The sequence below is a fragment of the Lactiplantibacillus sp. ME-2 genome (assembly GCF_022549155.1).
Lineage (GTDB): Bacteria > Bacillota > Bacilli > Lactobacillales > Lactobacillaceae > Lactiplantibacillus > Lactiplantibacillus plantarum.
Window position 1 is genome coordinate 1 of the sequence record NZ_JAKZEQ010000027.1, and the last position, 26537, is coordinate 26537.

At 44.3% G+C, this 26537-nt stretch carries 26 protein-coding genes and 1 other RNA gene; 4 read left to right on the forward strand and 23 right to left on the reverse strand.

The features are described 5' to 3' along the window. Positions 1–82: 82 nt before the first annotated feature. From MMY95_RS10335 to MMY95_RS10395, 14 genes are all read right to left on the reverse strand, one after another. On the reverse strand, positions 83–226 hold the full coding sequence (locus MMY95_RS10335; protein WP_011101805.1) for a hypothetical protein: 144 nt from the start codon (positions 224–226) through the stop codon (positions 83–85). Positions 227–256: 30 nt separating this feature from the next. Then, positions 257–400: a hypothetical protein gene (locus tag MMY95_RS10340; RefSeq protein ID WP_003639252.1), complete on the reverse strand. Its 144-nt coding sequence runs from the start codon at positions 398–400 to the stop codon at positions 257–259. A gap of 171 nt (positions 401–571) precedes the next feature. After that, positions 572–703, reverse strand: coding sequence for a hypothetical protein (locus MMY95_RS15975; protein WP_003642764.1), 132 nt, complete (start codon positions 701–703; stop codon positions 572–574). A gap of 636 nt (positions 704–1339) precedes the next feature. Beyond that, positions 1340–3103, reverse strand: coding sequence for an ABC transporter ATP-binding protein (locus tag MMY95_RS10345; protein WP_087614988.1), 1764 nt, complete (start codon positions 3101–3103; stop codon positions 1340–1342). Next, the gene (locus MMY95_RS10350; protein ID WP_047673776.1) at positions 3075–4652 is read right to left on the reverse strand and encodes a glycosyltransferase; all 1578 of its coding nucleotides are present in this window, start codon (positions 4650–4652) and stop codon (positions 3075–3077) included. Before MMY95_RS10350 ends, MMY95_RS10345 begins: the two co-directional genes overlap by 29 nt. Positions 4653–4669: 17 nt before the next feature. Beyond that, a complete protein-coding gene (locus tag MMY95_RS10355) occupies positions 4670–6664 on the reverse strand; it encodes an ABC transporter ATP-binding protein/permease (RefSeq protein WP_241277635.1) in 1995 nt (664 codons plus the stop codon). A gap of 404 nt (positions 6665–7068) precedes the next feature. Then, the gene (locus tag MMY95_RS10360; RefSeq protein ID WP_003646619.1) at positions 7069–7260 is read right to left on the reverse strand and encodes a hypothetical protein; all 192 of its coding nucleotides are present in this window, start codon (positions 7258–7260) and stop codon (positions 7069–7071) included. 425 nt (positions 7261–7685) lie between these two features. Next, entirely contained in the window at positions 7686–9038 is a 1353-nt protein-coding gene (locus MMY95_RS10365; RefSeq protein WP_003644669.1) for a glucose-6-phosphate isomerase, read from the reverse strand. Positions 9039–9258: 220 nt separating this feature from the next. Further along, positions 9259–10116 carry a GRP family sugar transporter gene (locus tag MMY95_RS10370; RefSeq protein ID WP_003642758.1) on the reverse strand — a complete coding sequence of 286 codons (858 nt, stop codon included), beginning with the start codon at positions 10114–10116 and terminating at the stop codon, positions 9259–9261. A 234-nt stretch (positions 10117–10350) separates the two neighbouring features. Next, positions 10351–11532, reverse strand: a complete 1182-nt coding sequence (locus tag MMY95_RS10375; protein WP_011101808.1) for a class I SAM-dependent methyltransferase — start codon at positions 11530–11532, stop codon at positions 10351–10353. A 295-nt stretch (positions 11533–11827) separates the two neighbouring features. Beyond that, on the reverse strand, positions 11828–13351 hold the full coding sequence (locus MMY95_RS10380; protein ID WP_003642756.1) for a HAMP domain-containing sensor histidine kinase: 1524 nt from the start codon (positions 13349–13351) through the stop codon (positions 11828–11830). Then, complete coding sequence (locus tag MMY95_RS10385) at positions 13348–14076, reverse strand: response regulator transcription factor (protein ID WP_003646617.1); 729 nt, start codon at positions 14074–14076, stop codon at positions 13348–13350. The genes MMY95_RS10380 and MMY95_RS10385 overlap by 4 nt, the downstream gene beginning before the upstream one ends. A 372-nt stretch (positions 14077–14448) precedes the next feature. Beyond that, a complete protein-coding gene (locus tag MMY95_RS10390; protein ID WP_003642754.1) occupies positions 14449–15792 on the reverse strand; it encodes a PFL family protein in 1344 nt (447 codons plus the stop codon). A gap of 9 nt (positions 15793–15801) precedes the next feature. Beyond that, positions 15802–16071, reverse strand: coding sequence for an ACT domain-containing protein (locus tag MMY95_RS10395; protein WP_015380652.1), 270 nt, complete (start codon positions 16069–16071; stop codon positions 15802–15804). A gap of 196 nt (positions 16072–16267) precedes the next feature. Between MMY95_RS10395 and MMY95_RS10400 the strand changes: the two genes are divergently transcribed. Next, the gene (locus MMY95_RS10400) at positions 16268–17206 is read left to right on the forward strand and encodes a DMT family transporter (RefSeq protein ID WP_011101810.1); all 939 of its coding nucleotides are present in this window, start codon (positions 16268–16270) and stop codon (positions 17204–17206) included. An 82-nt stretch (positions 17207–17288) separates the two neighbouring features. After that, positions 17289–17660: a transfer-messenger RNA gene (gene ssrA, locus MMY95_RS10405) on the forward strand. 302 nt (positions 17661–17962) lie between these two features. Here the strand turns inward: ssrA and MMY95_RS10410 are convergent. The 7 genes from MMY95_RS10410 to MMY95_RS10440 form a co-directional block, all read right to left on the reverse strand. Further along, a complete protein-coding gene (locus tag MMY95_RS10410; RefSeq protein ID WP_003642750.1) occupies positions 17963–18523 on the reverse strand; it encodes an ECF transporter S component in 561 nt (186 codons plus the stop codon). A gap of 75 nt (positions 18524–18598) precedes the next feature. Continuing rightward, on the reverse strand, positions 18599–18916 hold the full coding sequence (locus MMY95_RS10415) for a hypothetical protein (protein WP_003644671.1): 318 nt from the start codon (positions 18914–18916) through the stop codon (positions 18599–18601). A 213-nt stretch (positions 18917–19129) separates the two neighbouring features. Next, the gene (locus tag MMY95_RS10420) at positions 19130–20317 is read right to left on the reverse strand and encodes an MFS transporter (RefSeq protein WP_003642748.1); all 1188 of its coding nucleotides are present in this window, start codon (positions 20315–20317) and stop codon (positions 19130–19132) included. Between the two features lie 105 nt (positions 20318–20422). Then, positions 20423–21166: an NUDIX domain-containing protein gene (locus MMY95_RS10425; protein ID WP_003642747.1), complete on the reverse strand. Its 744-nt coding sequence runs from the start codon at positions 21164–21166 to the stop codon at positions 20423–20425. A gap of 58 nt (positions 21167–21224) precedes the next feature. Continuing rightward, on the reverse strand, positions 21225–21389 hold the full coding sequence (locus MMY95_RS10430; protein ID WP_003642746.1) for a hypothetical protein: 165 nt from the start codon (positions 21387–21389) through the stop codon (positions 21225–21227). Positions 21390–21950: 561 nt separating this feature from the next. Further along, positions 21951–22814, reverse strand: a complete 864-nt coding sequence (locus tag MMY95_RS10435; RefSeq protein ID WP_015380656.1) for an alpha/beta hydrolase — start codon at positions 22812–22814, stop codon at positions 21951–21953. Positions 22815–22880: 66 nt separating this feature from the next. Then, entirely contained in the window at positions 22881–23774 is an 894-nt protein-coding gene (locus MMY95_RS10440; RefSeq protein WP_241277636.1) for a C40 family peptidase, read from the reverse strand. 221 nt (positions 23775–23995) lie between these two features. Here MMY95_RS10440 and MMY95_RS10445 point away from each other — a divergent pair, with 221 nt between their 5' ends. Then, entirely contained in the window at positions 23996–24460 is a 465-nt protein-coding gene (locus tag MMY95_RS10445) for an Lrp/AsnC family transcriptional regulator (RefSeq protein WP_003646608.1), read from the forward strand. Between the two features lie 146 nt (positions 24461–24606). Here the strand turns inward: MMY95_RS10445 and MMY95_RS10450 are convergent, their stop codons facing one another. Both MMY95_RS10450 and MMY95_RS10455 read right to left on the reverse strand, forming a co-directional pair. Then, complete coding sequence (locus MMY95_RS10450; RefSeq protein ID WP_053267711.1) at positions 24607–24828, reverse strand: hypothetical protein; 222 nt, start codon at positions 24826–24828, stop codon at positions 24607–24609. Positions 24829–24853: 25 nt separating this feature from the next. Continuing rightward, positions 24854–25084 (reverse strand): hypothetical protein, encoded by a 231-nt coding sequence (locus tag MMY95_RS10455; RefSeq protein WP_003646607.1) that lies wholly within the window; start codon positions 25082–25084, stop codon positions 24854–24856. Positions 25085–25307: 223 nt separating this feature from the next. On the opposite strand from MMY95_RS10455, the gene MMY95_RS10460 reads away from it, so the two are divergent. Beyond that, entirely contained in the window at positions 25308–26498 is a 1191-nt protein-coding gene (locus MMY95_RS10460) for a GGDEF domain-containing protein (RefSeq protein ID WP_003646606.1), read from the forward strand. Positions 26499–26537: the final 39 nt, after the last annotated feature.

Below are 26537 nucleotides of genomic sequence, written 5' to 3' on the forward strand. Positions count from 1 at the left end.
ATGATGATGTATGGGTACCTGGTAATACGTGAAAATCGTTAAAGAAACTCATTGTGAAATCCTCCTATATGATTGACTGTGATTATTTGCTGAACAAGCTCTTGATTGCTGGAATCAAGTTTAAGATGAAACTGTGGAAGCCACCGAAGATATCGTTTGAAACACTTGATGTGTATGATGACGTATGCGTACCTGGTAATACGTGGAAATCGTTAAAGAAACTCATGTTGAAATCCTCCTATAAAATTAACTATGATTATTTGCTAAACAAACTCTTGATTGCAGGAATCAAGTTTAAGATGAAGCTGTGGAAGCCACCGAAGATGTCATTTGAAACACTTGATGTGTATGATGACGTGTGGGTTCCCGGTAAGAAGTGCAAATCAGTAAAGAAACTCATGAATAACTCCTCCTTTTAAGTTAGTTAATGGTTAAATCCCCAAGCCTAGCCACTTGTATGGCAAGACTTGAGAGTTTGGAAAACAAATTAAATTCCGACAAACTTGATTAAACGGTTAGAAAATTCAACTAATTAATCATTGAATTCCCTAACACCCGTCTCTAGCAACGCTTAACCTTTGATTGCGGCAATCACGTTCAACACAAACTGATAGAAAGTACCAAGTGGTTGGTTGCTGACATAACTAGTATGTGATGATGTGTGGGTCCCTGGTAAGAGATGTAAATCACTGAAGAAACTCATGTTAATATCCTCCTTAGAAAATTTACAAATTGTTCACAAATTAGCAGCTCAATAATCATTAATTTAATTTAGTCTGTTAAATAACTAATATTGATTACTAATGCGAACGTGAAACAAGTAACCTCGTTTACGATTTAAATATTAACTAATTCGCCCCACAATCGTCAATAAAATTACTAATATTTGAATAAATACAGGGCAGTATCATATTCAATCAGTAAATGTGTATACTATGGACAACTTACGCGTTTCATTAACGGTCAAAATTTGTGTCCAATATCAATATTATTTATATTTATCACCAGTTAACTATGCCAACAGAAAGCGTTTAAACCCCTGATAATATCAGCATTTCAGCGTAGTTGCTTGGTGCGACATCCCCTCTTTTTTTCCGAATTATGAACCATACCATCGGGAAATTTATTCCCTAAAAAATAATTATAAATATCGCTTTTTTCGACTTATTATTAAAATTATTAATACTTTTTATATTTTTTACGGCGGTTTTATTTCATGCCTTAACCCGCGTTATCCAGTTGAATACATATTTTGGGATCAAAAAAGTGGCTATTGCCAACACTCAGCAATAACCACTTACTAATTTTAATAATCAAACAATATTTCACTAAGGCCTTTTTAACCGTGTTGATACTGCAGCCGATAAAAGTCACGATAACGTTCATGGGTTGCTAATAAGGACTCATGATTGCCATCACCCGTAATCTGACCATCCTCCATGAAGAGAATTCGCGGATAAGCTTCGATCTGGTTTAACCGATGGACAATCGTAATAGTCGTCAGGTCAGCTGGTAACGTCGCCAAGAGCTGGGTCACCCGTTCTTGGTTCTGATTATCAAGACTAGCCGTCGCTTCGTCTAAAATCAATAACGACGGGTGGCGGACGAGTGCCCGGACGATGGCCAAACGTTGCCGCTGCCCACCAGAAACATTCAAGCCCCGTTCACCGACGTCCGTATCAAGACCAGCTGACAGTTCAGCTAGCCAGTCCGCTAAGCCGACTTGTGTCAACAACGCACTCAATTGTTCATCAGAGACCGGTTCCGTCGAACCTAACAGGAGATTATCGCGAATCGTCCCGGGCATCAAGTCTACTTCTTGACTCACGTAGCCGATCTGATTACGAATCGAGGGAATCGTATAACTGGCCATTGTCTCGCCATTCACGTCCAGCTCACCACGAGTTGGCGTATAGTAAGCTTCTAAGAGCGAAACTAAGGTCGTTTTCCCGCTACCACTCTCACCAATCAAGGCAATCCGCTCACCGCGATGAATTGTCAAATCAATGTCCTTAAGCACCGGTTTATCACTTTCGTAGCCAAAATCGACGTGATCAAAGTCGACCGTATCGATTGTTGACAGCGTTTCGCCTGACAACCGCTTATCTTCTTCCGGACTATCTAAAATGTTGTCGATTCGCTCAGTTGCCCCGACCGTTTGTTGCAAGGCAGTCACTAAGCCAGTTACGCTACTCAGTGGTGAAATCATTTGAACGGCATACATTAAGAAAGCTACTAAACTTCCAATTGTCAACGCGTTCGTTTGTACCAAGATCCCACCATAAACAATGATAATGAAAATTGCAGCCAGTAACATGATGTTTAGCACTGGATTAAGCACCGAGATCAGCTTGATTTGACGGACACTGAAGCCTTTGATCCGATCAACTTGATCTTTTCCCTGTTGTTTCAGTGCCTTTTCAGCAACCATTGCTTTCACTAACCGATTTTGACCAATCATTTGTACTGCTGCACTATTTAAGTTGGCCGTTTCTTTTTGAATCGCTTTGGAGATCCGCGCTAACACTTGACCCATTGGCACAATGATCACGGCCATCAATGGAACCACAATTAAAATAATAATCGTTAAGCGGAAGTTTAATAACAACATTAATGTCAAGGAACCCACAATTGAGATGATCCCATTAATGGCATTCGAAAACTGACTTGAAATCAATTCAAAAATCGTCGATGTATCGTTAACTACCCGACTAGACAGTTCCCCCGTCCGGTTATGGTCAAAATATGGAATCGGCAAGTCCACGATATGTTGCCATAACGCGCTCCGCAACGTCGAAACGGCGTCGACCCCCGTATAACTAAGTAGAAAACTCGACGCAACACTTGCAAATAGCTGCACGACAATCACAGCGCCTAACCGAAGCAACAGTTGACCCGAAGTACCATGGTTAAAGGCGTCGATAAACTCCTTCAACATCAACGTAATGCCAAGACTACAAATCGTTGCGACAAACGACAACAGGATTCCAATCACAAAGAGTCCCTTCTTCGGGTGAGCATGGGTCATGATCAATCTCAATAAATCACGGGTCCCATACTTGGCATGTGGTTGTTTAGCCGATGACGTGATATGCGTTTCCATTGGTTGTAACTCCCCTCATTGCTTGAATATCAGGCTGAATGACATGATCATTCCACCGTTGCCAAATCATAGCCTCAGAAAAACGGCTACTGTTGCCATATGCCCGTTCACTCATCTTCGCCAACTGTTTAGGGTGTTGTAAGAGCGTTAATATCACCTTGCCCAATTCAACTAAATTATTGGGGGTGATCAATCGCCCATTTTCACCATCCGTAATCATCGTTGCCGGACCATACTTAATGTCATAGGCAACCACCGGAACGCCATGACTTAACCCTTCTAAAATGCCTAAGTTAAAGCCCTCATATTGGCTAGTAAGGACCATCAGTTGTGCTTGGTTATAGACCGGTGTCAAATCGCGCTCAAAGCCCTTAAACGTGATAAATGACTGCCAACGTTGCGAACTGACCAAGGCTCGCAACCGATTTTCTTCTTTAAATCCAGTCCATGAATCACCATAACCATAAATATCTAAGGTCACATTCGACTGTTTTTCATGAACATAGGCGACCGCCTTAATCAATTGTTCCAAATTTTTCTCTGCCGACAAGCGAGCAACGGCAATCACCTTGCCCTCAATCCGATCCTTAAAGTCAACCGGACGAGCTGCTAATTGTTCGTCACTTACACTACCAACTGGAATCGCTAAAGTTGGAATCACATTATGAATGTGGTTCGTCATATCATCACATTCTTCTTGCGTGGACATGATCAAACCAGCCATTTGACTGGCGTGATCTAACCCGATTTGAGTGTACGGCACAATTGGCGAGTTCACAACGTCAAGTGGGTCCAGCGTGAAATTACTGTGTAAGAACTCATACTTGCGCGCTGCTGTGGTCATTTTAACAATCGGATTCATCCCAGCATCACTACGATCCACGATCATGGTTCCGTGACCGCCATACTCAGTATTTAACGCGTCTAAGAAAAAGGCAGTCAGCTGATCCCAGTCCTCAAATTCGTAATTATGCCCGTGATAGTTTAACAGCCGTTGATGAGTGGCAACTGGTTGTTGCTTCTCATTTGGGCGGAAAAACGTCTCTAAGACAGGCTGTTGTTGTAAATTACAGTGTTGCTCTAACACAATATTCTGCTTGTCATCAAAGTACTGGGCCACCGTTAAGAAGCCCCGCGTATCATAATAGTCTCGACGGCTGACCGCGCCCTGTGGATTGAGAATATCGACGTAATCAATATTCCCCTGCGCATTTAACATCAGTGCTTTTTGCCGTTGTTCCCGTTGAATGACGTCAAATTCATTAGCACTGACCCGTTCCAGCGTTTCACCCGTCACCCGTGGATAATTGGCCGCAGTTAACGGTTCGCCTTCGTAATTCGTAGTGCCCTGAAAATAATCATACATATTGACCTGGAACTCATCATCATACCCAATGAGTTGCATATTATGATGTAAGTCGCGTACAAAGTTACGGGTCACGATCAACGCAGGTACCCGGTGCTTTGTGAATAATTTTTGACGCTGAATCATGGCTAACTCAATAGCTGATGGCGTCGAATCAATTTTGCTCGTAATAAAGAAATACATTTGCTACGCCCCCGCTTTTATTCATGTGATAAACTCTCGACTGGATCCAACCGTGCCGCCATATGTGCCGGTGCCAAAGCAGCCAATAAACTGATGACAACACTGACTGTAATGCCGCCCAGCATTGCTGCCCCGGAGATTCGAACGATTGGATACTTAATTAAGCTATAGATGGCCATATTGCCTAAGAATTGCCAACCTTCTCCAAACAGTAACCCCATAACGGCGGCTAATACCCCGATAGTTAAGGCCTCAGCAAAGAACAAATGACTAATATCGCGTTTGTGGGCGCCAAGTGCGCGCAAAACCCCAATTTCACGAGTCCGTTCAGAAACGCTGACGTACAGGACAACAATGATCATAATTGCTGAGACTAATAACGCAATACCAGCCACCCCGGTCAATACGTTAGTGGCTAAACGAATATAGGTATTCAATGAATCAATTAAATCACCGATTCCGGTATAGTTATACTGTTGCTTCTTATTCGTTCCCTTGATTGCCTTGATTTGGTGTTCGACTTGCTTAACATTCGCCAATTTATCTATTTGAACAATGGCAAAATTTGGTCGATAAGCCACATTCTTAGCAGTTAACATCTTTTTGACGGTTTGTGGTAAGACCACGACGCTAGTATCATCGCTACCCGTAATTCCGCTGACGGTCAGCGTCTGACTGACCGTTACGGACTGATTCTTGCGATTAACCGTTGCCAATTTAACGGTCAACTTCTTATTGAGCGCTTGTTGATAATTTTTCTTACCCACCATCTTCTTAGCTAACTTACGACCAATCAAAACTTGACCATTTTCAGGACGTGAACCGTCCTTAATTGTCTTACTCAAAATTGTGGGGTTATCCGTCTGGAGACTGGCCGTCACGGTTGTTTTTTTATAACTCACTTGTGTGCTCGTGTAATAGCCCAGCTTAGCAGACTTAACATGTTTAATAGCCGCTAATTGTTTGACGTTTGCAGTCGTCACTTCGGCATTCTTCGCGGCTGTGACTTGTTCTTGGTTAACCGCTGCTTTGTAAGCTGCTGCACTGGTTGCTTTTTTACGCGCAGCCGTGCTGACTTTCCCCGTCTTCTTTGATACTTGGACAGCGGTTGGATTAACTTGAGACGTAATCTGGTGATTCATATAATTTTGAATCCCTGATCCCAAGCCCAGCATTACGACGATACTACTGATCCCGATCGACGATCCAAAGATAATCAGCAGGTAACGAAGCCACATTCGACGCATATGTTGCATGGACATCCGGAACATCTGCCGAAAGCCAAGTGTTCGGTAACGCGTCGGTTGCTTATCGACCACGTCGAAAGGCGCCCCGATCACTAATTCGTCATGAATCTGGCCGTCATCCAAATGAACGATCCGCGTCCCGTAGTCAGCCACTTCCTGCGAATGGGTCACGGTGATCACAAGTTTACCTTCCGCAGCGATTGAGTATAAAATATCCATTACTTCTTGGGTATTTTCACTATCCAACGCCCCGGTCGGCTCATCTGCGATAATAATATCGGGGTCACTGGCTAGTGCGCGAGCGATGGCGACCCGTTGCTTTTGACCACCGGATAGTTCATTTGGATACTGGTGCGTCTGCTGCTCAAGTCCCACCCGCTTGAGTAGGTCCTGTGCTTGCTGGACTTGTTGCGCATGGGACGTCTTAGTCATCTTTAATGAAAGCATGACGTTATCCAAGACAGTTAGGTAACTTACCAAGTTAAAGTTCTGAAAGATAAACCCGATTGTCTCCCGACGATACCGGTCCATTTGCCGCACATTCATTGAACGCAAGGATTGGCCGTCTAACAAGACATCTCCATCATAATGATGATCCAAGCCACCAATAATATTCATTAACGTTGACTTACCACCACCAGACTCCCCAAGAATGGAAATAAACTCCCCCCGTTCGAAGTTTAGATTAATGCCCTTCAAGATGACATTCTCTTGGTGATTTAAGGTATAGGCCTTACGAATATCGTGTAATTCTAAAAAGCTCATATATGTACCTCCACTATTTTATTAACTACATTCCCCACAATGTATTTCCTCATTAATAACATTGCGATTTTTGGTGAATGATGTAAAGTGTTATTGAATACCTGTGGTCATCATTCATAATTAAAATTATAATCATCCTAAATCCTAATAAACCGCCTACTTGGTAGTTACAATTTGTAAAACATCACCCATTTTGCTGATTTTTACAATAAAATTTTTTCTATTTCGAACTTATTTTATGACGGCAATCACGACTTAACCGTCAGCAGAGATAAATCCAAGCACCCCACACATTCAAGGCATGAACTAAAAAGCGTCCATTACTAGGCACACTGACTGCCAGTAACGGACGCTTCATCGTATTAAATTACACCTAATGACTCCAACTTCAATCAGCAGGATTCCTACTTAAAAAAGGACCGCTTCGTGACCACGCGGTAAATCGCATCCGCTAAACCAGTCACAAATACGACAATCAGCCCTGCAAATTGCAACCATGGCAATTGTTGCCTGATTACTGTCACTTCACTCCCCAGCCAAAAGACTAGTAACCCGAGAACAATAATGATACTTTCGATAATGTTTAATTTACGCATCTCAAACTCCTCACGTACATCACACATCGTTGCGAGCAACTACCATGCATGACTATATTTGTCCTTTAACACCTAATCTATTATAACCCGTCTGCTGTTAAATCACATGCCAACCACTCACGATTAAACTCGAGATAGGTCGGCAGATTTTTCATTGCGTGATGTCATTCAAAGTTAGTGCGACCAGTGCGGTCAAAAATTACGAGCGTCACCATGTTAAATTAGGGTCATCTTGCGGACGTAGCGATTCATTTCGCCAACAACGTTGTGATTCATAAATTTTAGATTAGCGACGACGCTCAATAACAGCTACGAACACAGCGTCAGAAAGACAAGCAAAAAGCCCCCAAAACAAGCAGCCTATCAGCCAGCTGATAGTTGTTTGTTTTAGGAGCTTCCATCTTAATTTCTAAAGTGCTAGCACCTTAGTCACTAAGACGTGCGGTTAACTTCTTAGTTAATTCTTCGTAACCAGGCTTGCCAAGTAAGGCGAACATGTTGTTCTTGTAAGCTTCAACACCAGGTTGGTTGAATGGGTTGATCCCGTTCAAGTAACCAGAAATGGCAACTGCAGCTTCAAAGAAATACATCGTGTAACCTAACGTATAGGCATCCTGTGAAGGAATGTTAACGACCATGTTAGGAACACCGCCATCAACGTGGGCCATAATAACCCCTTCGAAAGCTTTGGTGTTAACTTGAGCCATCGTCTTGCCTTCAAGATACTTCAACCCATCAAGGTTTTCGGTTTCCTTAGGAATGTCAACATCACTAGTAGCGTTGTCAACTTTAACGACCGTTTCCATCAAGTTACGACGGCCTTCTTGGATATATTGACCCAATGAGTGTAAGTCAGTCGTAAAGTTAGCTGATGATGGGTAGATCCCCTTTTGGTCTTTCCCTTCAGATTCACCCATTAATTGCTTCCACCATTCTGAGAACATCGCCATGTTTGGTTCGTAGTTTTCAAGAATTTCAGTGGTGTAGCCCTTCCGGTACAAGATGTTCCGGTAAGCAGCGTATTGGTAAGCTTCGTTCTTAGATAAATCGGCATCTTTGTATTCATTTTGGGCATCCGCAGCACCCTTCATTAATGAATCGATGTCGCCGCCTGATACCGCAATTGGTAACAAACCAACTGGTGTCAAAACAGTGAAACGACCACCAACATCATCAGGAATAACAAAGGTTTCGTAGCCTTCAGCGTCAGCTTCTTGCTTCAACGCACCGCGCTTGCGGTCAGTTGTGGCATAGATCCGGCCCTTAGCAGCTTCTTCACCATACTTCGCGATTAAACGTTCCTTGAAGACCCGGAATGCAATTGAAGGTTCCGTCGTAGTCCCTGACTTCGAAATGATGTTAACAGAGAAGTCACGGTCGCCGATTAAGTGAATTAAGTCGTTGACGTATGAAGATGAGATTGAGTTCCCAGCAAAGACAACTTGTGGGAATTTACGGTCTTCACGTGAAAGTGATGACCAGAAAGTTTCGTGTAAGAATTCAATGGCTGCCCGTGCACCGAGGTATGAACCACCAATCCCGATTACAACGAGGACGTCTGAATCGTCTTGAATCTTCTTTGCAGCGGTTTTAATCCGTGCAAATTCTTCCTTATCGTAATCTGTTGGTAAATTTAACCAGCCACGGAAATCATTACCGGCGCCGGTTCCTTCACGCAGCTCCTTATCAGCAGCTGTGACCATAGCTTGCATTTCGCCAAGTTCGTTATCATGGACGAACTTAGTTAAATTAGAGCTGTCAAATGAAATGTGTGCCATTTACTATTACCTCTTTCTATACGTATTTACATGTCATATTATACAATAGCTCGCCTAATAATGAAAAGCGCTTCCTCCCTTTTTTCGTAAATTTTCGTCATTTGTGTAAAAAATAAATACAATTATTAACAAAAAAGGTGCTGATAACTTACCGTTACCGCACCTTCAACAGATTTTTTTAATCTGTAAATCAAATAATTAATTTTTTAGTAAAGCTTTACTAAGCCTTCATTAAGGATAACGCGACCCCACCAACAATGACCAGGATCGAGCCAATCACCACGTAAACCATTTCTCGCTTCGTCTTGTGCTCTCCTAAGAGGTAGATACTCCCAAACGTCGAAATAACAATTCCCATTTGCGAAAGGGAGTATGCGACAGCTTGTCCGATTTGGGCCATTGCCATAAACATGAATAGATTCCCAATACCCCAGACCAGACCAGTGACGATATTACGATAAGTTGCTTTAACAACCCATGGCTTATCCTTAAAGGACCAGATCAAAGCACCCAGCAACATCCCAACAGCTTGAGGCATTACAACTGCCTGTGCATTGACGTTACCATAATGGACCACAATCGTATAGCCAGCGTATCCAATCGTTGATAAGATCAAGGCACGAATCCCAACACCCCAATTTTCAGAAGCACTACGGTTCGGATCAGTCTTATCAGTTAAGGAAGTTAAAACAGCCCCGGCAATCAACACAATTACAGAAGCGGAGCCAATCCAATACATGTTTCCGTGCCATTCATTGAATAACAGCACACCGGCCAACGCATTAGCAACCAGTTGCATCCCAGTTGAAATCGGCGTAGTCCGTGAAATACCAACCGCCTTCATTGACGTAAATTGTTGACCTTGACCAATACTCCAGAATAACCCAGAAACAATCCCAATCAACCAAATTTTGCTTGTTAAAGTTGGCTGTTCTACGGCCCAGAGTGCCAAGCCAAATACCAAGGCTCCCATGGTCATCCCAAGGGTCTGTTGCCGAGCGGTACCGCCCATTCGGCCACTAATTAAGCCGATACTGCCCCACGCAATCGCAGGAATCAGTGCAATTAGAATTCCCATTACTAATAATCCTCATTTCTATGTTTTCTCTCTTGCCTAACGACAAGGAATTATTTTACCAGTTAAGTAACCGTTTTACCAGTCACAATCAGGGATTCAGGGTTAAATATAATTATTTTTATATTTTCATGAATTCGTTTTCTTAGCGATAGGGACCGTTTTCAATTAATGAAAACGGTCCCCGAAATACCCTTTAAAATTTTTTTCTATTCCACTTAAATTATGGCGCACACACTACTTATCGAGTGTCAAAACCAGAACCTTCAAATAGTTGCTTGCCAAGTAAGCCTTGCGCGTCACGAAGTCTGCTGGTAACCGGAACGTCTCACTAAGTGTGAAGTGCCGATCACTGCCCACAAAGGCCGCCGTGACCGCGGCTTTAAACTTCTTCATTGAAAAATTATTCGCAGTCGTTGCAATCACTAATTGCCCATCACGCCGAACAACTGGTAAGGTCGCTGTCAATAAGTCAGTTAAATCAGTTGCAACTTGGAACTTCTGCTTTTTCACCCGCGCAAAAGTCGGTGCCGTTACGACAACAACGTCATAACTTAGTCGGTGCTTCTGGGCGTAATCTAGATAGCTGTTCACTTCGATTGCTCGAATTTCCTGCTTATCAGGGTCAATATTATTGACCGCCAATTGATCAGCGGTCTCTTTGGCACCCTTCTTACTTGTTTCAATGGAAATCGTCTTGGCAGCACCCGCAACGGCAGCAGCAGCCGTAACCCCATTTTCCTGGCTAAACAAGTTCAAGACCGTCTTACCTTGCAATTCGGCTCCGGCCAACCATTCCCGGATGGGACGCATATCTAATAGTAACCCGGTCGTTAAATCATCAGCAAGGTGTAATGGATACGTCACCGCGCCTTCAGTCACTAATAACGGCTCTGGTGCTGCTTCACCCGTGACGAGTTGACTCTTTAAGTTAGCTTCTTCGACATTAAATCGTAATTTCGCATAGATGCCTTTAAATTGATGTTCAGTAGCCGCTTCAAAAGCCGCATAGATCATTTCGCGTTGCTGGTAAACACCTTGTGCGTACCATGTAAAGACATAGTAATCTTGATAACGATCGATTGCTAACCCGCCGAGACCGTCGCCATCCGCATTGAAGACCCGTTGTGGTAACTGTGGATCCATGCTCGTTGCTCGCCGGACCAACGCCTGTTTGAATAACTTACGAAAGTAATCGGTCGTTGGCGTCTCACTTTCATCCAAGCTCAAGACCCAGCCTAGTTGCCGACGATGCTTCGCAATCAGCGCGTAGCCCATAAATTGAGAACTTGCCATTAACGCCACAAAAGAGCCATCGGTTAGTTTCATACTCGGATCCTTGAGATCATCTTGTACGAGTAAAGGATAGCCGTCCTTGACTTTACGTTGCGAATTTCCCGTAATTTGTACTCTTTGCATAGTTGTTGTTTCTCCTATTCATTTCAAATCTTATCTAAACTATTGATAAATCGCTGTTTGCAGCCTTGTTAAGGGTAACATATTTAGCCTCAGAGTGCGAGGTAGAACAGTGTCAATCGCTGAAAAGTATTAGGCTTAAGGTCCGCAATCGATTACTATTAAACGTCCGTTCCTACTATTAATGATGGGTTATTGCTATGGCCCACCGTTACCCCGCATTAGCAAAACCGGGCCTCGAGATCATTACGATCCCCAAGCCCGGTCCGTACGGATTTACCCGCTTTAAACTATCACGTTAATCATCAATAATCGGTTTATCAAAACCTTCATCTGGGAAAGTAACGGTAAAGCACGTCCCTTCGTTCTCCACACTGTCAACCTTGATCGAACCACCATGTTGTTGGACTAATTGATGTGAAATCGCTAGCCCTAAACCTGATTCACCATACTTCGTATTCTTTCGTGATGGGTCAGCCTTATAATACCGTTCCCAAATATTTTTGACTTGGTCCGGTGTCATCCCAATCCCATGGTCTTGAATCGCGACAACCGTCGCATGATCCGTACGGCTACCCGTTACTTCGATCACGTTAGCTTGTGAAAACTGAATGGCATTCTGCATGATGTTAAACAAGACCTGAACAAAGCGATCATAATCGGCCCATACTGGCAGTTTCTCGGGAACCGTCAGCTTGAATTCATCATCCGCGGCGGCCGCTTTCTTTGTGAGCTGTTCAACTAAGTTATGCAAAACCTCGGCGCCATCAAAATTGGTCTTGTTCAAAGCAATCTGTCCGGTTCGAATTTTTTCGTAATCCAAGTTCTCATTGACTAGTCGAATCAACCGTTTCGTCTCATTTTGCATCAGTTCAATTGAATGACCCTTGTCTTCTTCTGGAATAGCATCGTACGCTAACCCTTCCAAAATACCATTGATCGTAGTCAACGGCGTTCGCATTTCGTGGGCCGCATCGGCCATAAACTCCCGACGCCGCTTTTCCTGTCGCTTAATTTCTTCATTGGAAGTTCGCAGGGAGTTGACCATGCCGTTGAAATCATCCGCCAAGTCATCAATCTCATCCTTATGATTACTGTCAACTTGAATGTCAAAATCACCATTTGCGACCGAGTGCGTCGCGTACCGCAATCGATTAATACGACGAACGGAATAACGTGCCAAAATGTAACTTAACAACAGAGCCGCAATCCCCGAGACTAACAGTGCAATGAACAGATTTTTTTCGATCTGCTGTTCATTGGCCTGCAAGGTCTGTTCAAACGACCCAATCGAGATGGCCCCAACAAACTTCTTCGTTGCTCCATTCTTATAGAAAAGGGGCACTAAAACGTCAATGGTTCGCAACGACGGTGTATTCACGGGTTGATCACGATTGCGTGTTCTGAACGTTACGTGGGGCGACTGCGTAATAATCTTATTCCGCTTCAGCTTCTTCCAATCTTTGGCTGAGATCTTGGGATCATAAATCGAGCCACCAGGGGTCCCACTCATTGTTGTCCCCATACCACTTGGATAGACCAACTTTTTGTTAGCATCATATACCGAAAAGTGAATATGTTGATCTCGTAAGATGACGGTCCCATCATTTAGAAATTGTTGATTAAACCCGACAACTTGATTAGTCTTCGTATTATACCGAATAGCTTCCTTTTCAATACTCGCGGCGTACTGCTGCAATTGTTGCCATGAGTTTTGATAAAGCATCGTTCTAGTCGTTCGAATAAATGAAAATCCGAGGACGACGATTACCGTAATAATGACGGCAAAGAACGCTAGCATTTGTTGATAAATCAGTTTCATTGAGCGTCAACTCCACTATCATCAAACTTGTAGCCGACCCCCCAAACCGTCTGAATAATTTGTGGCCCAGCTTTTTCAATCTTTTGGCGCAATTTTTTGATATGTGCATCCACAGTACGTTCGTCACCATAATATTCATAGTCCCAGACCAGTTGCAAAAGTTGTTCGCGTGAGAAAACTTGCCGCGGCTTTTGAGCTAAGGTCTTCAATAAATCAAATTCTTTGGGGGTCAAGTCTTGAATTTGTTTGTCTGCTAAATAGGCTTCCCGCGTCTTGGTATTCAGTTTAAAATGGTCCGTCTGAACATCAAAGGAACTCACCGTGCTGGCAGGTTGGTCAGCCGGCGTGGTCTTAGCTAAATCTGCTCGGCGATGAAGGGCCTTGATCCGAGCAATCAGTGTAATCGGTGAAAACGGCTTGGTGACATAATCATCAGCGCCCATCTCTAAGCCAAGTACCTGATCACTTTCCGAATCACGGGCCGTCAACATAATAATTGGTACAGTTGGGGAAGCCTTGCGAATATCCGCACTAACTTGCATGCCATCCTTGCCTGGCAAGTTCAAGTCGAGCGTCACCATATCCCAGCCATCGACATCTTCATTGAACATTTCGACAGCTTCATTGCCATCATAAGCAAAATGGGCATCCCACTTTTCCTTCTTAAAAAACATGGCCATCATTTCAGAGACCGATTTATTATCTTCAATCATTAATAATTTCATAGTGCAACGTCCTCCAAGTTAATTACGATTGCTAACTTTGTTGATTAATCATCATTTATTAACCTATCTATTATCATACCCTACTTCGCGCTAGGATTCAGGATTAGTATAACAACAAATTAATAACAAAGCGTGCACGATTTGTGAAATAACTGTGTCATCCCATCATTGAGGGACACTTAATAATCTTGGCACATCAGTCACACATCATACCAGAGTCATGCTCACTGACATAAAAAGCACGATTTTCTGCCGTTCATACCGACCAGGAAATCGTGCATCATTCAGTTACATTTCACGAGTTGCGAGCGTAAAGTCACCATTTAAGTTCAGGATGACTGCCGGTTCGCCCCTTCACAACGTCCACTGTGCCTAATTCTTAAAGGAGTGGATTGGTGCCGGAATATGACCCCCACGCTTAATGAACGTCGTTGGTTGATTGGTGTTGACCGGCATAACTGGTGCTTGACCGAACAAGCCCCCAAATTCAACCGCATCACCAACACCTTTGCCGGTAGCTGGTATGACGCGCACCGCCGTTGTTTTGTTGTTGATCATCCCAATCGCAGCTTCATCGGCAATCATCCCACTGATAGTCGCGGCACTAGTATCACCAGGTACTGCAATCATATCCAGACCAACTGAACACACTGCTGTCATCGCTTCAAGTTTTTCAATATTCAAACGACCAGCACTGACCGCCCGAATCATCTCAGCATCTTCAGAAACCGGAATAAAGGCACCCGACAGTCCACCGACATGTTCGCAGGCCATCACGCCACCCTTCTTCACGGCATCATTCAGTAAGGCCAACGCCGCCGTTGTTCCCGGCGCACCGACACTTTCCAACCCGATTTCTTCCAGGATCTCAGCAACCGAATCGCCTTCGTTAGGCGTTGGTGCCAGTGATAGATCAACAATCCCAAATGGGACGTGCAACCGTTCTGACGCGATGGACCCAACAAATTGCCCCATCCGTGTCACTTTAAACGCCGTCTTCTTAATTTGTTCCGACACAATGTCGATCGACTGACCGCGAACTTCTTCTAAGGCTCGTTTTACGACACCAGGGCCACTGATCCCAACGTTAATAACTCGATCAGCTTCACCAACACCGTGAAAAGCGCCCGCCATGAACGGATTATCGTCGACCGCATTGGCAAATACCACTAAACTCATGCAATTGACCGGATCGTCAGCCGCAATCTGCTTTATAATACGACCCATTTCACCGACCGCGTCCAAGTTGATTCCAGCCCGTGTCGACCCGACATTTACCGAACTGCAAACACGGCTAGTTGCAGCTAACGCGGCGGGAATCGATGCAATCAGTTTGCGGTCCCCACTCTGATACCCCTTCTGAACCAGGGCGGAGAAACCACCAATGAGATCGACACCTAGCGCTTGAGCTGCCCGTTCCATGGTTACTGCGTACGCGACATAGTCTTGATCCTGACTCGCAGCCGCAATCAATGCAATCGGCGTTACCGCAATTCGCTTATTGATGATAGGAATACCGTACTCTTCTTGAATTTGAGCGGCCACTTTGACCAGGTCCTTCGCGCTAGTCGTGATCTTATCATAGATTTTTTGCCGGGCCCGCTCACCATCACTATCAACACAATCAAAGAGCGAAATGCCCATTGTGATTGTACGAATATCAAGATTTTCCTCGGCCACCATCTGAATTGTTTCTAAAATTGAACGACTTTCCATGGCCGCCTCCTATAACTTCTGAATTGCGTCAAAAACCGCTTGCCGTTGAATTCGAATCGTTAACTCTGATGCCTCACCGAGCGATTCTAACGCCTCTTTGGCCGCCGCAAAACTTAATTGCTGGTCATCCCATTCCGCCGATAGCATCATGGTAAAATTATGATCCATCAAGGTTTGCGAAATATCGACAATATTGATTTTTAAACGTGCTAACTCGTTCGCTACTTTTGCGACAATTCCCACTTGGTCCTGTCCCACAACGGTAATAATTGCTTTCATCTTTATAGCCTCCGTTAGACGCATCATTATTCGCGTTTGATTGTTCATATCATAGCATGAGTTCTTCTGAAACGCACCCGTTACTTTTGATGAAGTAACCCATGAGAATAATAAGAGATTCCTCATAAACATAGGTTCCCAGACGCACCTTTGCTATAATGAAAATTGCTTATTATTTTCAGAAAGGAGTCGTAATTTGACACAACAAAATCATTTACGGGGCGTCTTACTCGCTAGTAGTGCCTGTATTCTGTGGGGTATCTCAGGGGTGGCTGCGAGTACCCTCTTCATCAATAATCCGCATCTAACCGCAATGTGGCTAACGCAGGTCCGCATGATCAGTGCAGGCTTGATTTTACTCGTCTGGGGGATGGTGGCTGGTAAACATCCCTTTAAAATCTGGCATCACCGCCATGCCGCTTGGACAGCGGTGAGTTACGGTTTGCTGGGGCTGATTCCGGTTCAACTTTGCTATTTCGAAGCGGTTCGCGTTGGTAATGCCCCGATTGCCACGATTATCCAATTTCTTGGCCCATTCATTATCAGCATCTATTACTTCTTATTTAAGCACGTGACACCCAGTCGTATCGAACTGATTGGTATGATCATGGCCTTTATCGGGACACTATTGATCGTGACACACGGTCACTTAAACAGTCTAGCAATTTCACCCGTCATCTTGTTCTGGGGCGGCTTATCCGCCATCGGGGTCGCCACGAACACCTTGATTCCGCGAACCATTTTACCAAAGTATGGCGCATTAACCGTCACTGGCTGGGGGTTACTGATTGCGGGTCTGTTTCTAACCTTGTTACAACCCATGTGGCGTGTCCACCTGACGATTACCTGGCCCCAATTAGGCTTGTTAATCGTCATTATTCTCTTAGGAACGGTGGCCCCCTTCCTGATGTTTGCGCGTAGTTTAAGCGATATTCTACCGACAACGGCCAGTTTGATGGACGCCTTCGAGCCCTTAGCCGCGACGGTTTTCTCGATTACTTTTCTAAACGTTCAACTCACTAGCTTCGATTTTATCGGCGGCTTACTGATTATCTTGGCAGTCATGGCACTTTCACTGAACACACATAAAATGTTGCACTTTTTGCGGCGCCGCCGAGCACACTCTTCATCTTAAACTGCTGTAATGATTGTCATGACCAGTAGACAGATTAGTTGGCAGAACAGTTGAGCTGTGCTAAACTAGGATTGTTGAATTTGGGGATGTTCTGGATTCGACAGGTATAGTTTGAGTTCGGATTGCGCTTCGTAGGTTGCGTCTACGTAAAAACGCTCAGTTTAAATTATAACTGCAAAAAATAATAACAATTCTTACGCTTTAGCTGCCTAATAAGCGCTTAACGTAGATCCTCCCAGGATCGTCCATGTTCTGGATCTGGGTCCTAAATTTAGTGGACTTACGCTCAAAGCTTCCACCTGGAGTTGCGAGAAGAGACTAATCAGGTTAGTCATTGCTGGGTGCCCTGTCATACGGCGTTTGCAATGATGAAATTTAAATAGTATGAATATGAGCGTAGATATCCGAGGGGCAATATGCTTGGACGCGAGTTCGACTCTCGCCATCTCCATTACTGAGTTTCAAAGTGATGTAATAAGCTCCAGAACACTTGTTATATCAATATTCATTAAAGCTATCCTAACGGGATAGCTTTTTTTGTCCTATTTTGATTAGCGTGCTACTTCAGTAAAAAGCCCTTTTCCAAATTGGAAAGGGCTTTTTTTACCGATAATACAACCATGGTTAACCTGATCAACCAAAATCTGTCCAATAATTATAAACGCCACAGCCAACGGTGTTAAAGTGGATTGCAACCAGTCTGTTAAAATAATAAGTGCTCACGGCACTAATCCAGCTGCGTTAGCATGCGGCCATTTAGACCGTACCGACCCGCTGGCGGTTAAACCCAACCTGTACTAAGATCCGATACAATAACGGCACAATGATGACACATGCCACCGCATTAATGGTCGCTGCTAATAAACTCGTGAAGGACCCAATCATGGCGACCTTGAGCGTTGTCCCCACCATTAAGGCTTCAATCACGCCTGTACACCACGAAGTGACGATTTTTGTGAGCCCTGCGACTAACGATACCCAGTAAAGCCGGCCAATACGATCTTCACGATAGCCGATTGACTTGAAACTCAGGTTGACCATCGCGGCCAGAATAATTGCTTCAATAATTGTTAACCACGAAGTTGCGGCATACCCATTCAGAATATCAAACAAGCCAAGCCCCACTGCACCAGCCGTAGCACCATAGCCAAAACCAAGCAACATCACTGCGAGCACTGTCAAAATATTACCAAAATGAATAAATGGCCGCCCAACAATCGCGGGCAACGGAATTCGTAATACACTGATACCAATAAAAATAATGGCGGCAAATAACCCTGCCAAGACGAGCTTTTTTAATTGTTCAGACCTTCCCATTCAATTTCCTCCAATTTTGCACATCTATTTATCATTATATTCTAATATAAGTGTGAATCAATTGATAGTCCTAGTCTATTTTTTTCGTGACGGTAACTGAATAATAGTCGCTCGTGTGGGCGTCTCAACACTTACTTCATACGCAACTGCCAACAAATCATAAGCAGCTCGGGGCATTTTGTATTGATGACACACTAAATAATAACCTAGATCAACAGCGATTTGGTGCGCGATAGCAATACTGTCACCACTACGATTAAGCCGGCGACGAGCCCGCGCAACTAACCTGGTCAACACAACATCGCTTCGAATCTCAATTGCCATGCTGGCAAGTGCTAGTTGGGCACTTAATCGTTCATTCGGTTGGGTCGTACGTGCTTTTGCCTTTGCCATTTTTTTCAACTCCTCAGTGTAATCATAGGAGTTTCACTTTGGCTTCGCAACGAATGACACCCTCAAAGCCGCGTCATCACTGAGCTCGTTTAACTTTCACAAAAAATATTATTGAATCATTTCAATTCAAATTCAGCAACAGCGCCCACATCACTAGTCCATTCCATATAAGTAAATTTAACTTACGATTTAATTTATATCTGCCACCGATACTTAATCATCCGTCTCTTGATTCGGTAACCCGAATAGCAATACCCCAACACCGAGTAAGAGTACGGCCACGAACACCATAAAAATTGCCGGAATGCCAAATCCAATTGCCATCAGCGCACCAACTAAAAATGGGCCGATGGTTGCGCCAATGCGACCAATTGACTGGGCAACGCCCATACCAATTCCCCGTACCGCGGGCGCAAATTGCCCCGGTGTGAAAGCAATCATAATTCCCCACGCCCCTAGCGTAAAGAACGACAACCATGCACCACTAATCAGAATCATCGTTGGATTATTGGCCGTCCCAAAAGCTGCGGCACTGACGACCGTCCCAATCAGATAAGTTGCCAATACCGCCTTACGCTTGACGACGCCGATCAACCACGCAGCTAGATAATAGCCGGGAAGTTGCGCCAAGCTCATCAACATCGTATAGCCAAACCCATGTACTAATGAAAATCCGCGCAACACCAAAACGCTTGGAAGCCATAAAAACATACCGTAATAGGCAAACATAATCACAAACCATAGAATGCTGAGGCAAATCGTAGCTCGTCGATATTTAGCGGACCACACTTGCCGCAATGCCTGTCTAAAATCAACTTTTTGTGGCCGATTAGCCTCCTGTTCTGCAGGTAAGTGTCGGCGTAACAGCAACGCATACAACCCCATTAAGGCGGTGATTAAGACCGTCATCCGCCAACCAATGTGTGGCATCACTAAAAAGGCCAATAACGATGCTGCAATCCAGCCAAACGCCCAAAAACTATCTACCAGGACTAGCATGCGTGAGCGCTGTGTTCCCGTATAATGATCAGCAATCATTGTCGCAGCAACCGGTAGTTCACCCCCCAGACCAATGCCAGTCAACAACCGAACGACTAAGAACCACTCGACGTTCGGGGTAATCGTCAATAACAAATTACCAAGCGAAAAAAGCAGTAGCGTCCCAATAAGGACTGGCTTACGCCCCAATTTATCTGCTAAATAGCCGCATACCAAGGCCCCAATCATCATGCCAAGCGTGGTGATCGCACTGACTGCTCCCAACTGTCCTGCAGTTAGCTGCCAACTTTCTTTAATAACCGGCATCACAAATGATAGCAGGGCCACGTCTAACGCATCAAAAAGCCAGGCCGTCCCGATGACCCATAATAGCTTAGCACTATTTCTTTTACTTTCGACCATTCCAATACTCTCCCAAATTTCCTAATTAGCCTTCCACTAATTTAGGTATTTTTTACCTTTATGGTGCTATAAAAGTAGCATACCGACTTGGACGTGTCAAATGAACTACTTTAGCCGGTATACCTTAGCGGGGCGTCCAGAAGAGCCAGGTCGGGCTGTCCCCACCTCTGTAAATAAATGAACGTGGGTTTTACGAAAGTTTGAATTGTCGATGGTTGCCACTGGCTGCCGCCACAAAATCGCATACAGCTGGCGCGCCTGTTTGAGTGTGAACTGCTCACCTAACACTAATAAGATCGTAGGAGCATAGTCCAGGCGATTGCGCACACGTTGTAGGGCGTTTCTTAAGATCAGGCCATGATCGGCGGTTAACAACTGCTTGGCGATTCGTTGATAAAACTCCCGCTCCGTCTGCGAATCGGGAACACCAGCAAATGCCAAACCATCAGCGACCAGATCATCACGATCCACCCGCGGCGTAATGGCAAACCACTTGACATCGCGCGCACCATACCCCGGAACTAGTTCCGGCTTGACTGGCAAATAAACCATATACGTCAACGCCAGTGAGCGTTCACCCGGCACGCGATCGACCGCGGTAAACGTCCCTAACTGTTCTGTATGGAATTGGGCAAGCTGGACGCCCAACTTCTCACGAACTAATCGCAATGCGGCTTCATCCGCACTCTCATCCGTTCTCAAATACGTCGTCGGTAATCCCCAGGTATTCTCAAAAGGAGCGTGATCACGCTGAATAAGCAGGACCAGCAGTTGCTTGGTCACTGCATCGAAACTCCAGATTACGTTCGTAATACTGATTAATGGCCGATAACTGACTTCATGCGCCATTCAAATCGTCCTCCTACAAAAACGGCCACTGGCAAATGCCGTGGCCGTTGTTTATTTTTTAATTCATTGCTTGTAGCGCTTGAACCGTCCACCCGTTAATGGCTGACTTTTCAATAATTGCTTTTTTTATTTCCCAGACATCCGCTTTGATATAGCGATGTCGGGCGGTCATTAAGGGAATATCAGTGTAGACCTCTTGACCGCGATTAATGGTAACGCGCATTGAATTACATCCTTTCCTAATGCTCAGGAAATCTGTAAATAATTCTAATACTCAATACTGGGGCAAGTACATGATACTAAAAATTAATTTATCCAAAATCTGAGGTAAATTTAATCCGGCAGCGTGAAGTCCACCGAACTAACAATTAACATTATCATATTTTTGAAGTTATCGCTAACAGAATGCTCTTTCTTTGACTTAATTTAAATTTAGCCCTAATAATGAAGGCGTTTGCATTGTGTAAAAACAGATTCCGATTTACACTAAAGGTAATATTATAAGGGAGGTTTTTACATGCGCAATTATAAATATGCCGTATATGGCGGTATCTCAGTTGTTTATTTAATTACCCTATATGCGTTGTACCACCTTATTCGAACGGCTTATATTCTATTCTTTCTCTAGCCCAGACCAACCCGCTGACTTCAGGATGACGATCATCAAACAAGCTCATCTGACCTGACTAAGGCCGGATGAGCTTGTTTGATTTTGATTCTAATTGCGTAACGTGACTGACTCACAATCCCAAACCAACTACTGATTAGCAGAGCCCCAGTCATATCATCGATGCCATAAAAAGCGGTCAACTGCCAGTGCTACCTTAGTATTTTCATGTAACTGGCTGTGCTGCGCATGGGCCCCATAAAAGTCTTTTTCGGTGTAATCGACATCCCGCCCACGCAATAAATACTTGATGGAACGGGCCGACACGTTGGTGACCAAGCTGTCCGAATGACTACCATCGTTCAAGGTTCCCACGATATTCAATAGTTGCACATTTTTAGGAAAATTGTTCCGCTTGGCTGCCAATAATTCATAGGCTGCATGCAAATATTTCGGTTGCCCAGAAGTCAGAAACGAGTTCTGATTAGCAACATCATCTTCCCCGACCACCCCATCAAACGGGCCAGCGATCGTTACTAACTTACTGATCTTCGGAAAAGTCGTCGTTTGTTGCGTCATCAGCATATTAACGCTAGCGACACAGCCCGCAGAATGGGCGACGATATTATAATGTTTAAACGCGTGCTGTTGTTGAACCGTGGTAATCACCTTAGCCAGCCAAGCACTCTGTTGGTCATACTGGGCCAGATTGTTCTTGAACACGACTTGAATTATCGGGTTACGCACCCGACCACGCCATTTACCCGTCAACGTCACTTGACCACTGGTACTGACCGTTGCCACCAAAACTTTGTGAGCATGAGCAGTCTTTTCAGCATGCGCAATCAGGGTATTCGTTGACTTCGCACTCCCCTGAAACCCGTGGACGTAAAATGTGGGGGTCTGTTGATTCACATACGGCGATATTTTTTTAGTACTTGCCGCCTGTTGCGTTGCTTGTTTCTTAGTGGTTTGAGAACCGCAACCGGTTAAGCCAACGACTAATAAGACTGCCAACAGCCACCATTTAATTTGTTTCACTTTATCCGCCCCATTAATATTTTGAAATATTCTACTTTAATTAAATCTAAGTCAATTGAACTCACATTACCAATTTCGTTTGACAGCGACCAACTCATCTTGTAAATAAGTGCTTGCTAACTGCAAGTATGTCACGTGTTTGCCAGGCGTGGGTGCATGTAATAGCCAGCCATCACCGGCATATAGGGCAACGTGGTGTACCGCACCGTTCCCATGATTATGAGCAAAGAAACACAGATCCCCAAGCTGGGCATTTGCTATGTCGACCGCCACTCCTTGCTTGATCTGATCCTGAGCATCGCGCGGTAAGCGAATACCTAGACTGCGATGCAAGGTATAGGCGAATCCAGAACAATCGAAACCATAAGCACTGATGCCACCCCATAGGTAGCGTAAATCCAAGAATTCTTCACCGAGTCGAACGAGTGTCGCTCCCGGTGTCAAGCGCGCGGTTCTAAATGCAAACTGCGTCGCACGTTTTGCAATTTTTCCCGTTCCGAGTGGGGTCTGGACCGTATAATAACGATGATCTTTGCTACTAATAACGGGTAGTTCCGTTCCAAGGCTAAGATTTAAGAACGTACGGCCATCTAAGCATAGTAACGGCGTAAAACCACGCCGTATCGTAATCATCGGCCCAGTTTGAACCGGCAATGGGACGGTCGACAATTGCGCCGCCCATACCCATCCTGGATACCCCTGTGGATGCCGGGAGTCGGCCTGATTAACAACGTAACCATAGGCCCAGCCATTGACAAACTGTTCGACTAAAAAGACGTCGTTAAATAACGCCTGCGTCACGATGCGATTGTCGCGTTCCAAAGCCACAGTATCTTCATCTGATAACTGCGCCAACCATGGTTGTAAGCCGACATTTGCTAGTGCCGGAGTATCGATGGACGTATTGTTCGGCTGCCGCCACACGTTCGCAACGGCCGCAATAATCCGTGTTGATTGCATTCTAGTCACCTCATTTTTTCAGTTTACCATATCTCCGGAACCACGTCTGGCTTCCTGATCAAACCTTGAAGTGATTTTAACTTTAATCGATCGCCCCCCACCGCCGTGGCACCTCGGCACGTTAAGAAGCTATCCTTTCAGTAGAAACTTTACACTAAATATTAAAAATCACTGTGAAAGTATGCTATGATACTAATAATTACTTAGGAGGCGTTTTAACGATGGATAAAACCGATTTGAAGATTTTGAACGCCTTGCAGGCCGACGCGCGAATCTCCTTAAAAGCGCTCGCCGATCAATGCTTCATTTCTTCGCCCGCAATTTCCGCTCGCATCACTCGTCTGAAAAAGAGTGGCATAATTCGTGACTATCAAGCAAATCTTAACTTTGAAAAGCTCAATTACCACATAAAAGCCTATATTCAACTCCAACTTGAACCAACGCAAAAGGAGCGCTTTTACCCATTTGTTGCCGGCATTCCTAATATTCTGGAATGTGACTGTGTCACGGGTGAATACTCTCAAATTTTGAAAGTGATTTTCGAATCAACGCAGGCATTAGACGAGTTTGTCAACCAATTACAAACATTTGGAAAAACGAGTACCCAGATCGTCTTTTCAACAAGTGTCCCTAACCGTGGCCTCACGTTGCCAGATGATCACGACATGTCTAAAATTAGTCATTAATCCGCATGCACAGGGAAACTGTAGCTTAATAGGCGCACCGAGAAACCATGTTAGTTTCTCGGTGCGCCTATTTAATGAATTCCAATTGCAATGTCAGAGATCGGTAGCCCGCTTCAAATCAAACCCAACTATCAGTTATGGGCACCTCAGGACCAATTCAATAACCTAAAAATCGCTTGTGGTGTCGTCACTTGATAATGATGCTTGAGAACTTCTAAGCCAATATTACAGCCTACCAATAGACTCCCACCTAAAGCCACGCCCACCCATAATTGTGGTCCCAACCAATGAATGGCAACTAAACTACACAAAAATAACACCGCACCAACAATCATTCCTAGCGTGTAACTCACAAACCATCGTCTCATTGGGCACCTCCACGACACAAACTAATTACGCGAATCGGTTCATCACATAAATTGCACCAAGTCCAATTCCCCATAAAACTAACAGCGGTAGTAAAACGAGCATGCCGAACTGGTACCAACCTAATACCATCATAAATAAAATCTCAACACTATGGCCGAACACTAATAATTGAAAGTATTCACGAAAATACCACTGCACGCCGATACCAATCAAGAAACTAATCAAGATCACACCATAGAACGTTTCATGCAGCATTTTACAAACTCCTTTTTATTGCGTTTGCTATCTAACCTTACATGGTAAGTATGCCGTATTGAGGCCTAAATCATCATCATATTTATGTAAAGACTAGGTTATTTTTCAGTAAAGACTGTTTGATGATTTTTAAATTATTGCAAACTGCTGTTAACAGTTACCTGCGTAACGTGTTATGATTAAAGGACAAATTAATTAAACGCAACAATTATGGGGGCGCACTGTGTTACATCTACTTACGCTATCGAGCTTAGGCCGAGATCTTTTTAATATCAAAATGCTAATTGTCATTCTCATTACAATTGGCCTGATCACCCTAATGACCATTCTGACCTACCTCCTAGAGCAACAGGTCCATCGTCGTCAAAATCGACATTGGACTATTGGGGCCCATGGTGCCGAGGCTTTAAGTGTCCTCATTAGTATGATCCTATTACGACAAATATTCATTACGCTGAATTCAGGTAGCATTATCAGTTGGACCTACGCAACGGTTCAATTAACGATTCTTCTGTTCAGCCTTAACACCATGCGCAACCTGGCCGTTGAAATTATTAACCTGTTAATGCCATTGTTCATTTATGGTCAGGCCATCTGGTTGGGCCACAGCACGCAGTACCTGCCAGTTTTTCTGGCCATGGCCATTATCTTGATTAGTACAGTCGTCTATATTACTCATAACTATCAAGAATTACACGCTACTCAATGGAAGTATCTCCTGTTCCAAATACTATATAGTGGCACTTGGTGGGGCGTTATTTGGTCAGTTCATCCGTTCAAATTGAGCCATACACTCGTCATCATTCTAGCCTTTGTCCTTTACATGTGGTTGATTCGTTTAGCAGTCAATCGCGTCCAAAAGTTTTTCAATGAAGTGCTCACCTTTGATCAACAAGTCAATTACGATGAATTAACCGGTATTCGTAACCGCGCCAGCTTTGACACGCATGCGCGTGAAGTGTTTGCCGCGTATCAGCACCATCAAATGGGGCCCGTCACTATGGTCATGTTCGATATTGACCACTTTAAAGCCTTTAACGATCAGTACGGCCATCTGGCTGGCGACGCCGTACTCCGACACGTGGCGCATTTTGTTGAACTTGAACTTAATCAGCGTAGCACTCACGGTCAGATCTTCCGCTATGGCGGTGAAGAATTCGTCATCATTTTTCGTGGCATCTCAGCGCTTGAAGCTGGTCAAATAATGCGTACGATTCAGCGTAAACTGAAAACAGTACCAATCAAATTTAACGCTCAAACGTTGAACGTGACCGTTTCAATTGGCATTTCAGAATTGCAACCAACCGACCAGACTTTCACTGATTGGTTCGTCCGCGTTGACGACTACCTCTATCAGTCCAAGCAGGCCGGTCGCGACCAGACCACGGTTGAAAGTCAATTACTAACGGATTAATAATTGTTCCCAAAAGGCCGTTAATTTGTAAATTCGTTC

Coding starts and splice junctions, on each gene's coding strand:
- MMY95_RS10445 (WP_003646608.1), top strand. CDS start 23,996: ATGGATAAAACCGATTTGAAGATTTTGAACGCCTTGCAGGCCGACGCG.
- MMY95_RS10340 (WP_003639252.1), bottom strand. CDS start 400: ATGAGTTTCTTTACTGATTTGCACTTCTTACCGGGAACCCACACGTCA.
- MMY95_RS10440 (WP_241277636.1), bottom strand. CDS start 23,774: ATGCAATCAACACGGATTATTGCGGCCGTTGCGAACGTGTGGCGGCAG.
- MMY95_RS10375 (WP_011101808.1), bottom strand. CDS start 11,532: ATGCAAAGAGTACAAATTACGGGAAATTCGCAACGTAAAGTCAAGGAC.
- MMY95_RS10355 (WP_241277635.1), bottom strand. CDS start 6,664: ATGAGCTTTTTAGAATTACACGATATTCGTAAGGCCTATACCTTAAAT.
- MMY95_RS10365 (WP_003644669.1), bottom strand. CDS start 9,038: ATGGCACACATTTCATTTGACAGCTCTAATTTAACTAAGTTCGTCCAT.
- MMY95_RS10335 (WP_011101805.1), bottom strand. CDS start 226: ATGAGTTTCTTTAACGATTTCCACGTATTACCAGGTACGCATACGTCA.
- MMY95_RS15975 (WP_003642764.1), bottom strand. CDS start 703: ATGAGTTTCTTCAGTGATTTACATCTCTTACCAGGGACCCACACATCA.
- MMY95_RS10450 (WP_053267711.1), bottom strand. CDS start 24,828: ATGAGACGATGGTTTGTGAGTTACACGCTAGGAATGATTGTTGGTGCG.
- MMY95_RS10370 (WP_003642758.1), bottom strand. CDS start 10,116: ATGGGAATTCTAATTGCACTGATTCCTGCGATTGCGTGGGGCAGTATC.
- MMY95_RS10360 (WP_003646619.1), bottom strand. CDS start 7,260: ATGCGTAAATTAAACATTATCGAAAGTATCATTATTGTTCTCGGGTTA.
- MMY95_RS10410 (WP_003642750.1), bottom strand. CDS start 18,523: ATGGGAAGGTCTGAACAATTAAAAAAGCTCGTCTTGGCAGGGTTATTT.
- MMY95_RS10415 (WP_003644671.1), bottom strand. CDS start 18,916: ATGGCAAAGGCAAAAGCACGTACGACCCAACCGAATGAACGATTAAGT.
- MMY95_RS10385 (WP_003646617.1), bottom strand. CDS start 14,076: ATGAAATTATTAATGATTGAAGATAATAAATCGGTCTCTGAAATGATG.
- MMY95_RS10380 (WP_003642756.1), bottom strand. CDS start 13,351: ATGAAACTGATTTATCAACAAATGCTAGCGTTCTTTGCCGTCATTATT.
- MMY95_RS10390 (WP_003642754.1), bottom strand. CDS start 15,792: ATGGAAAGTCGTTCAATTTTAGAAACAATTCAGATGGTGGCCGAGGAA.
- MMY95_RS10345 (WP_087614988.1), bottom strand. CDS start 3,103: ATGGAAACGCATATCACGTCATCGGCTAAACAACCACATGCCAAGTAT.
- MMY95_RS10420 (WP_003642748.1), bottom strand. CDS start 20,317: ATGGTCGAAAGTAAAAGAAATAGTGCTAAGCTATTATGGGTCATCGGG.
- MMY95_RS10395 (WP_015380652.1), bottom strand. CDS start 16,071: ATGAAAGCAATTATTACCGTTGTGGGACAGGACCAAGTGGGAATTGTC.
- MMY95_RS10430 (WP_003642746.1), bottom strand. CDS start 21,389: ATGCGCGTTACCATTAATCGCGGTCAAGAGGTCTACACTGATATTCCC.
- MMY95_RS10350 (WP_047673776.1), bottom strand. CDS start 4,652: ATGTATTTCTTTATTACGAGCAAAATTGATTCGACGCCATCAGCTATT.
- MMY95_RS10455 (WP_003646607.1), bottom strand. CDS start 25,084: ATGCTGCATGAAACGTTCTATGGTGTGATCTTGATTAGTTTCTTGATT.
- MMY95_RS10425 (WP_003642747.1), bottom strand. CDS start 21,166: ATGGCGCATGAAGTCAGTTATCGGCCATTAATCAGTATTACGAACGTA.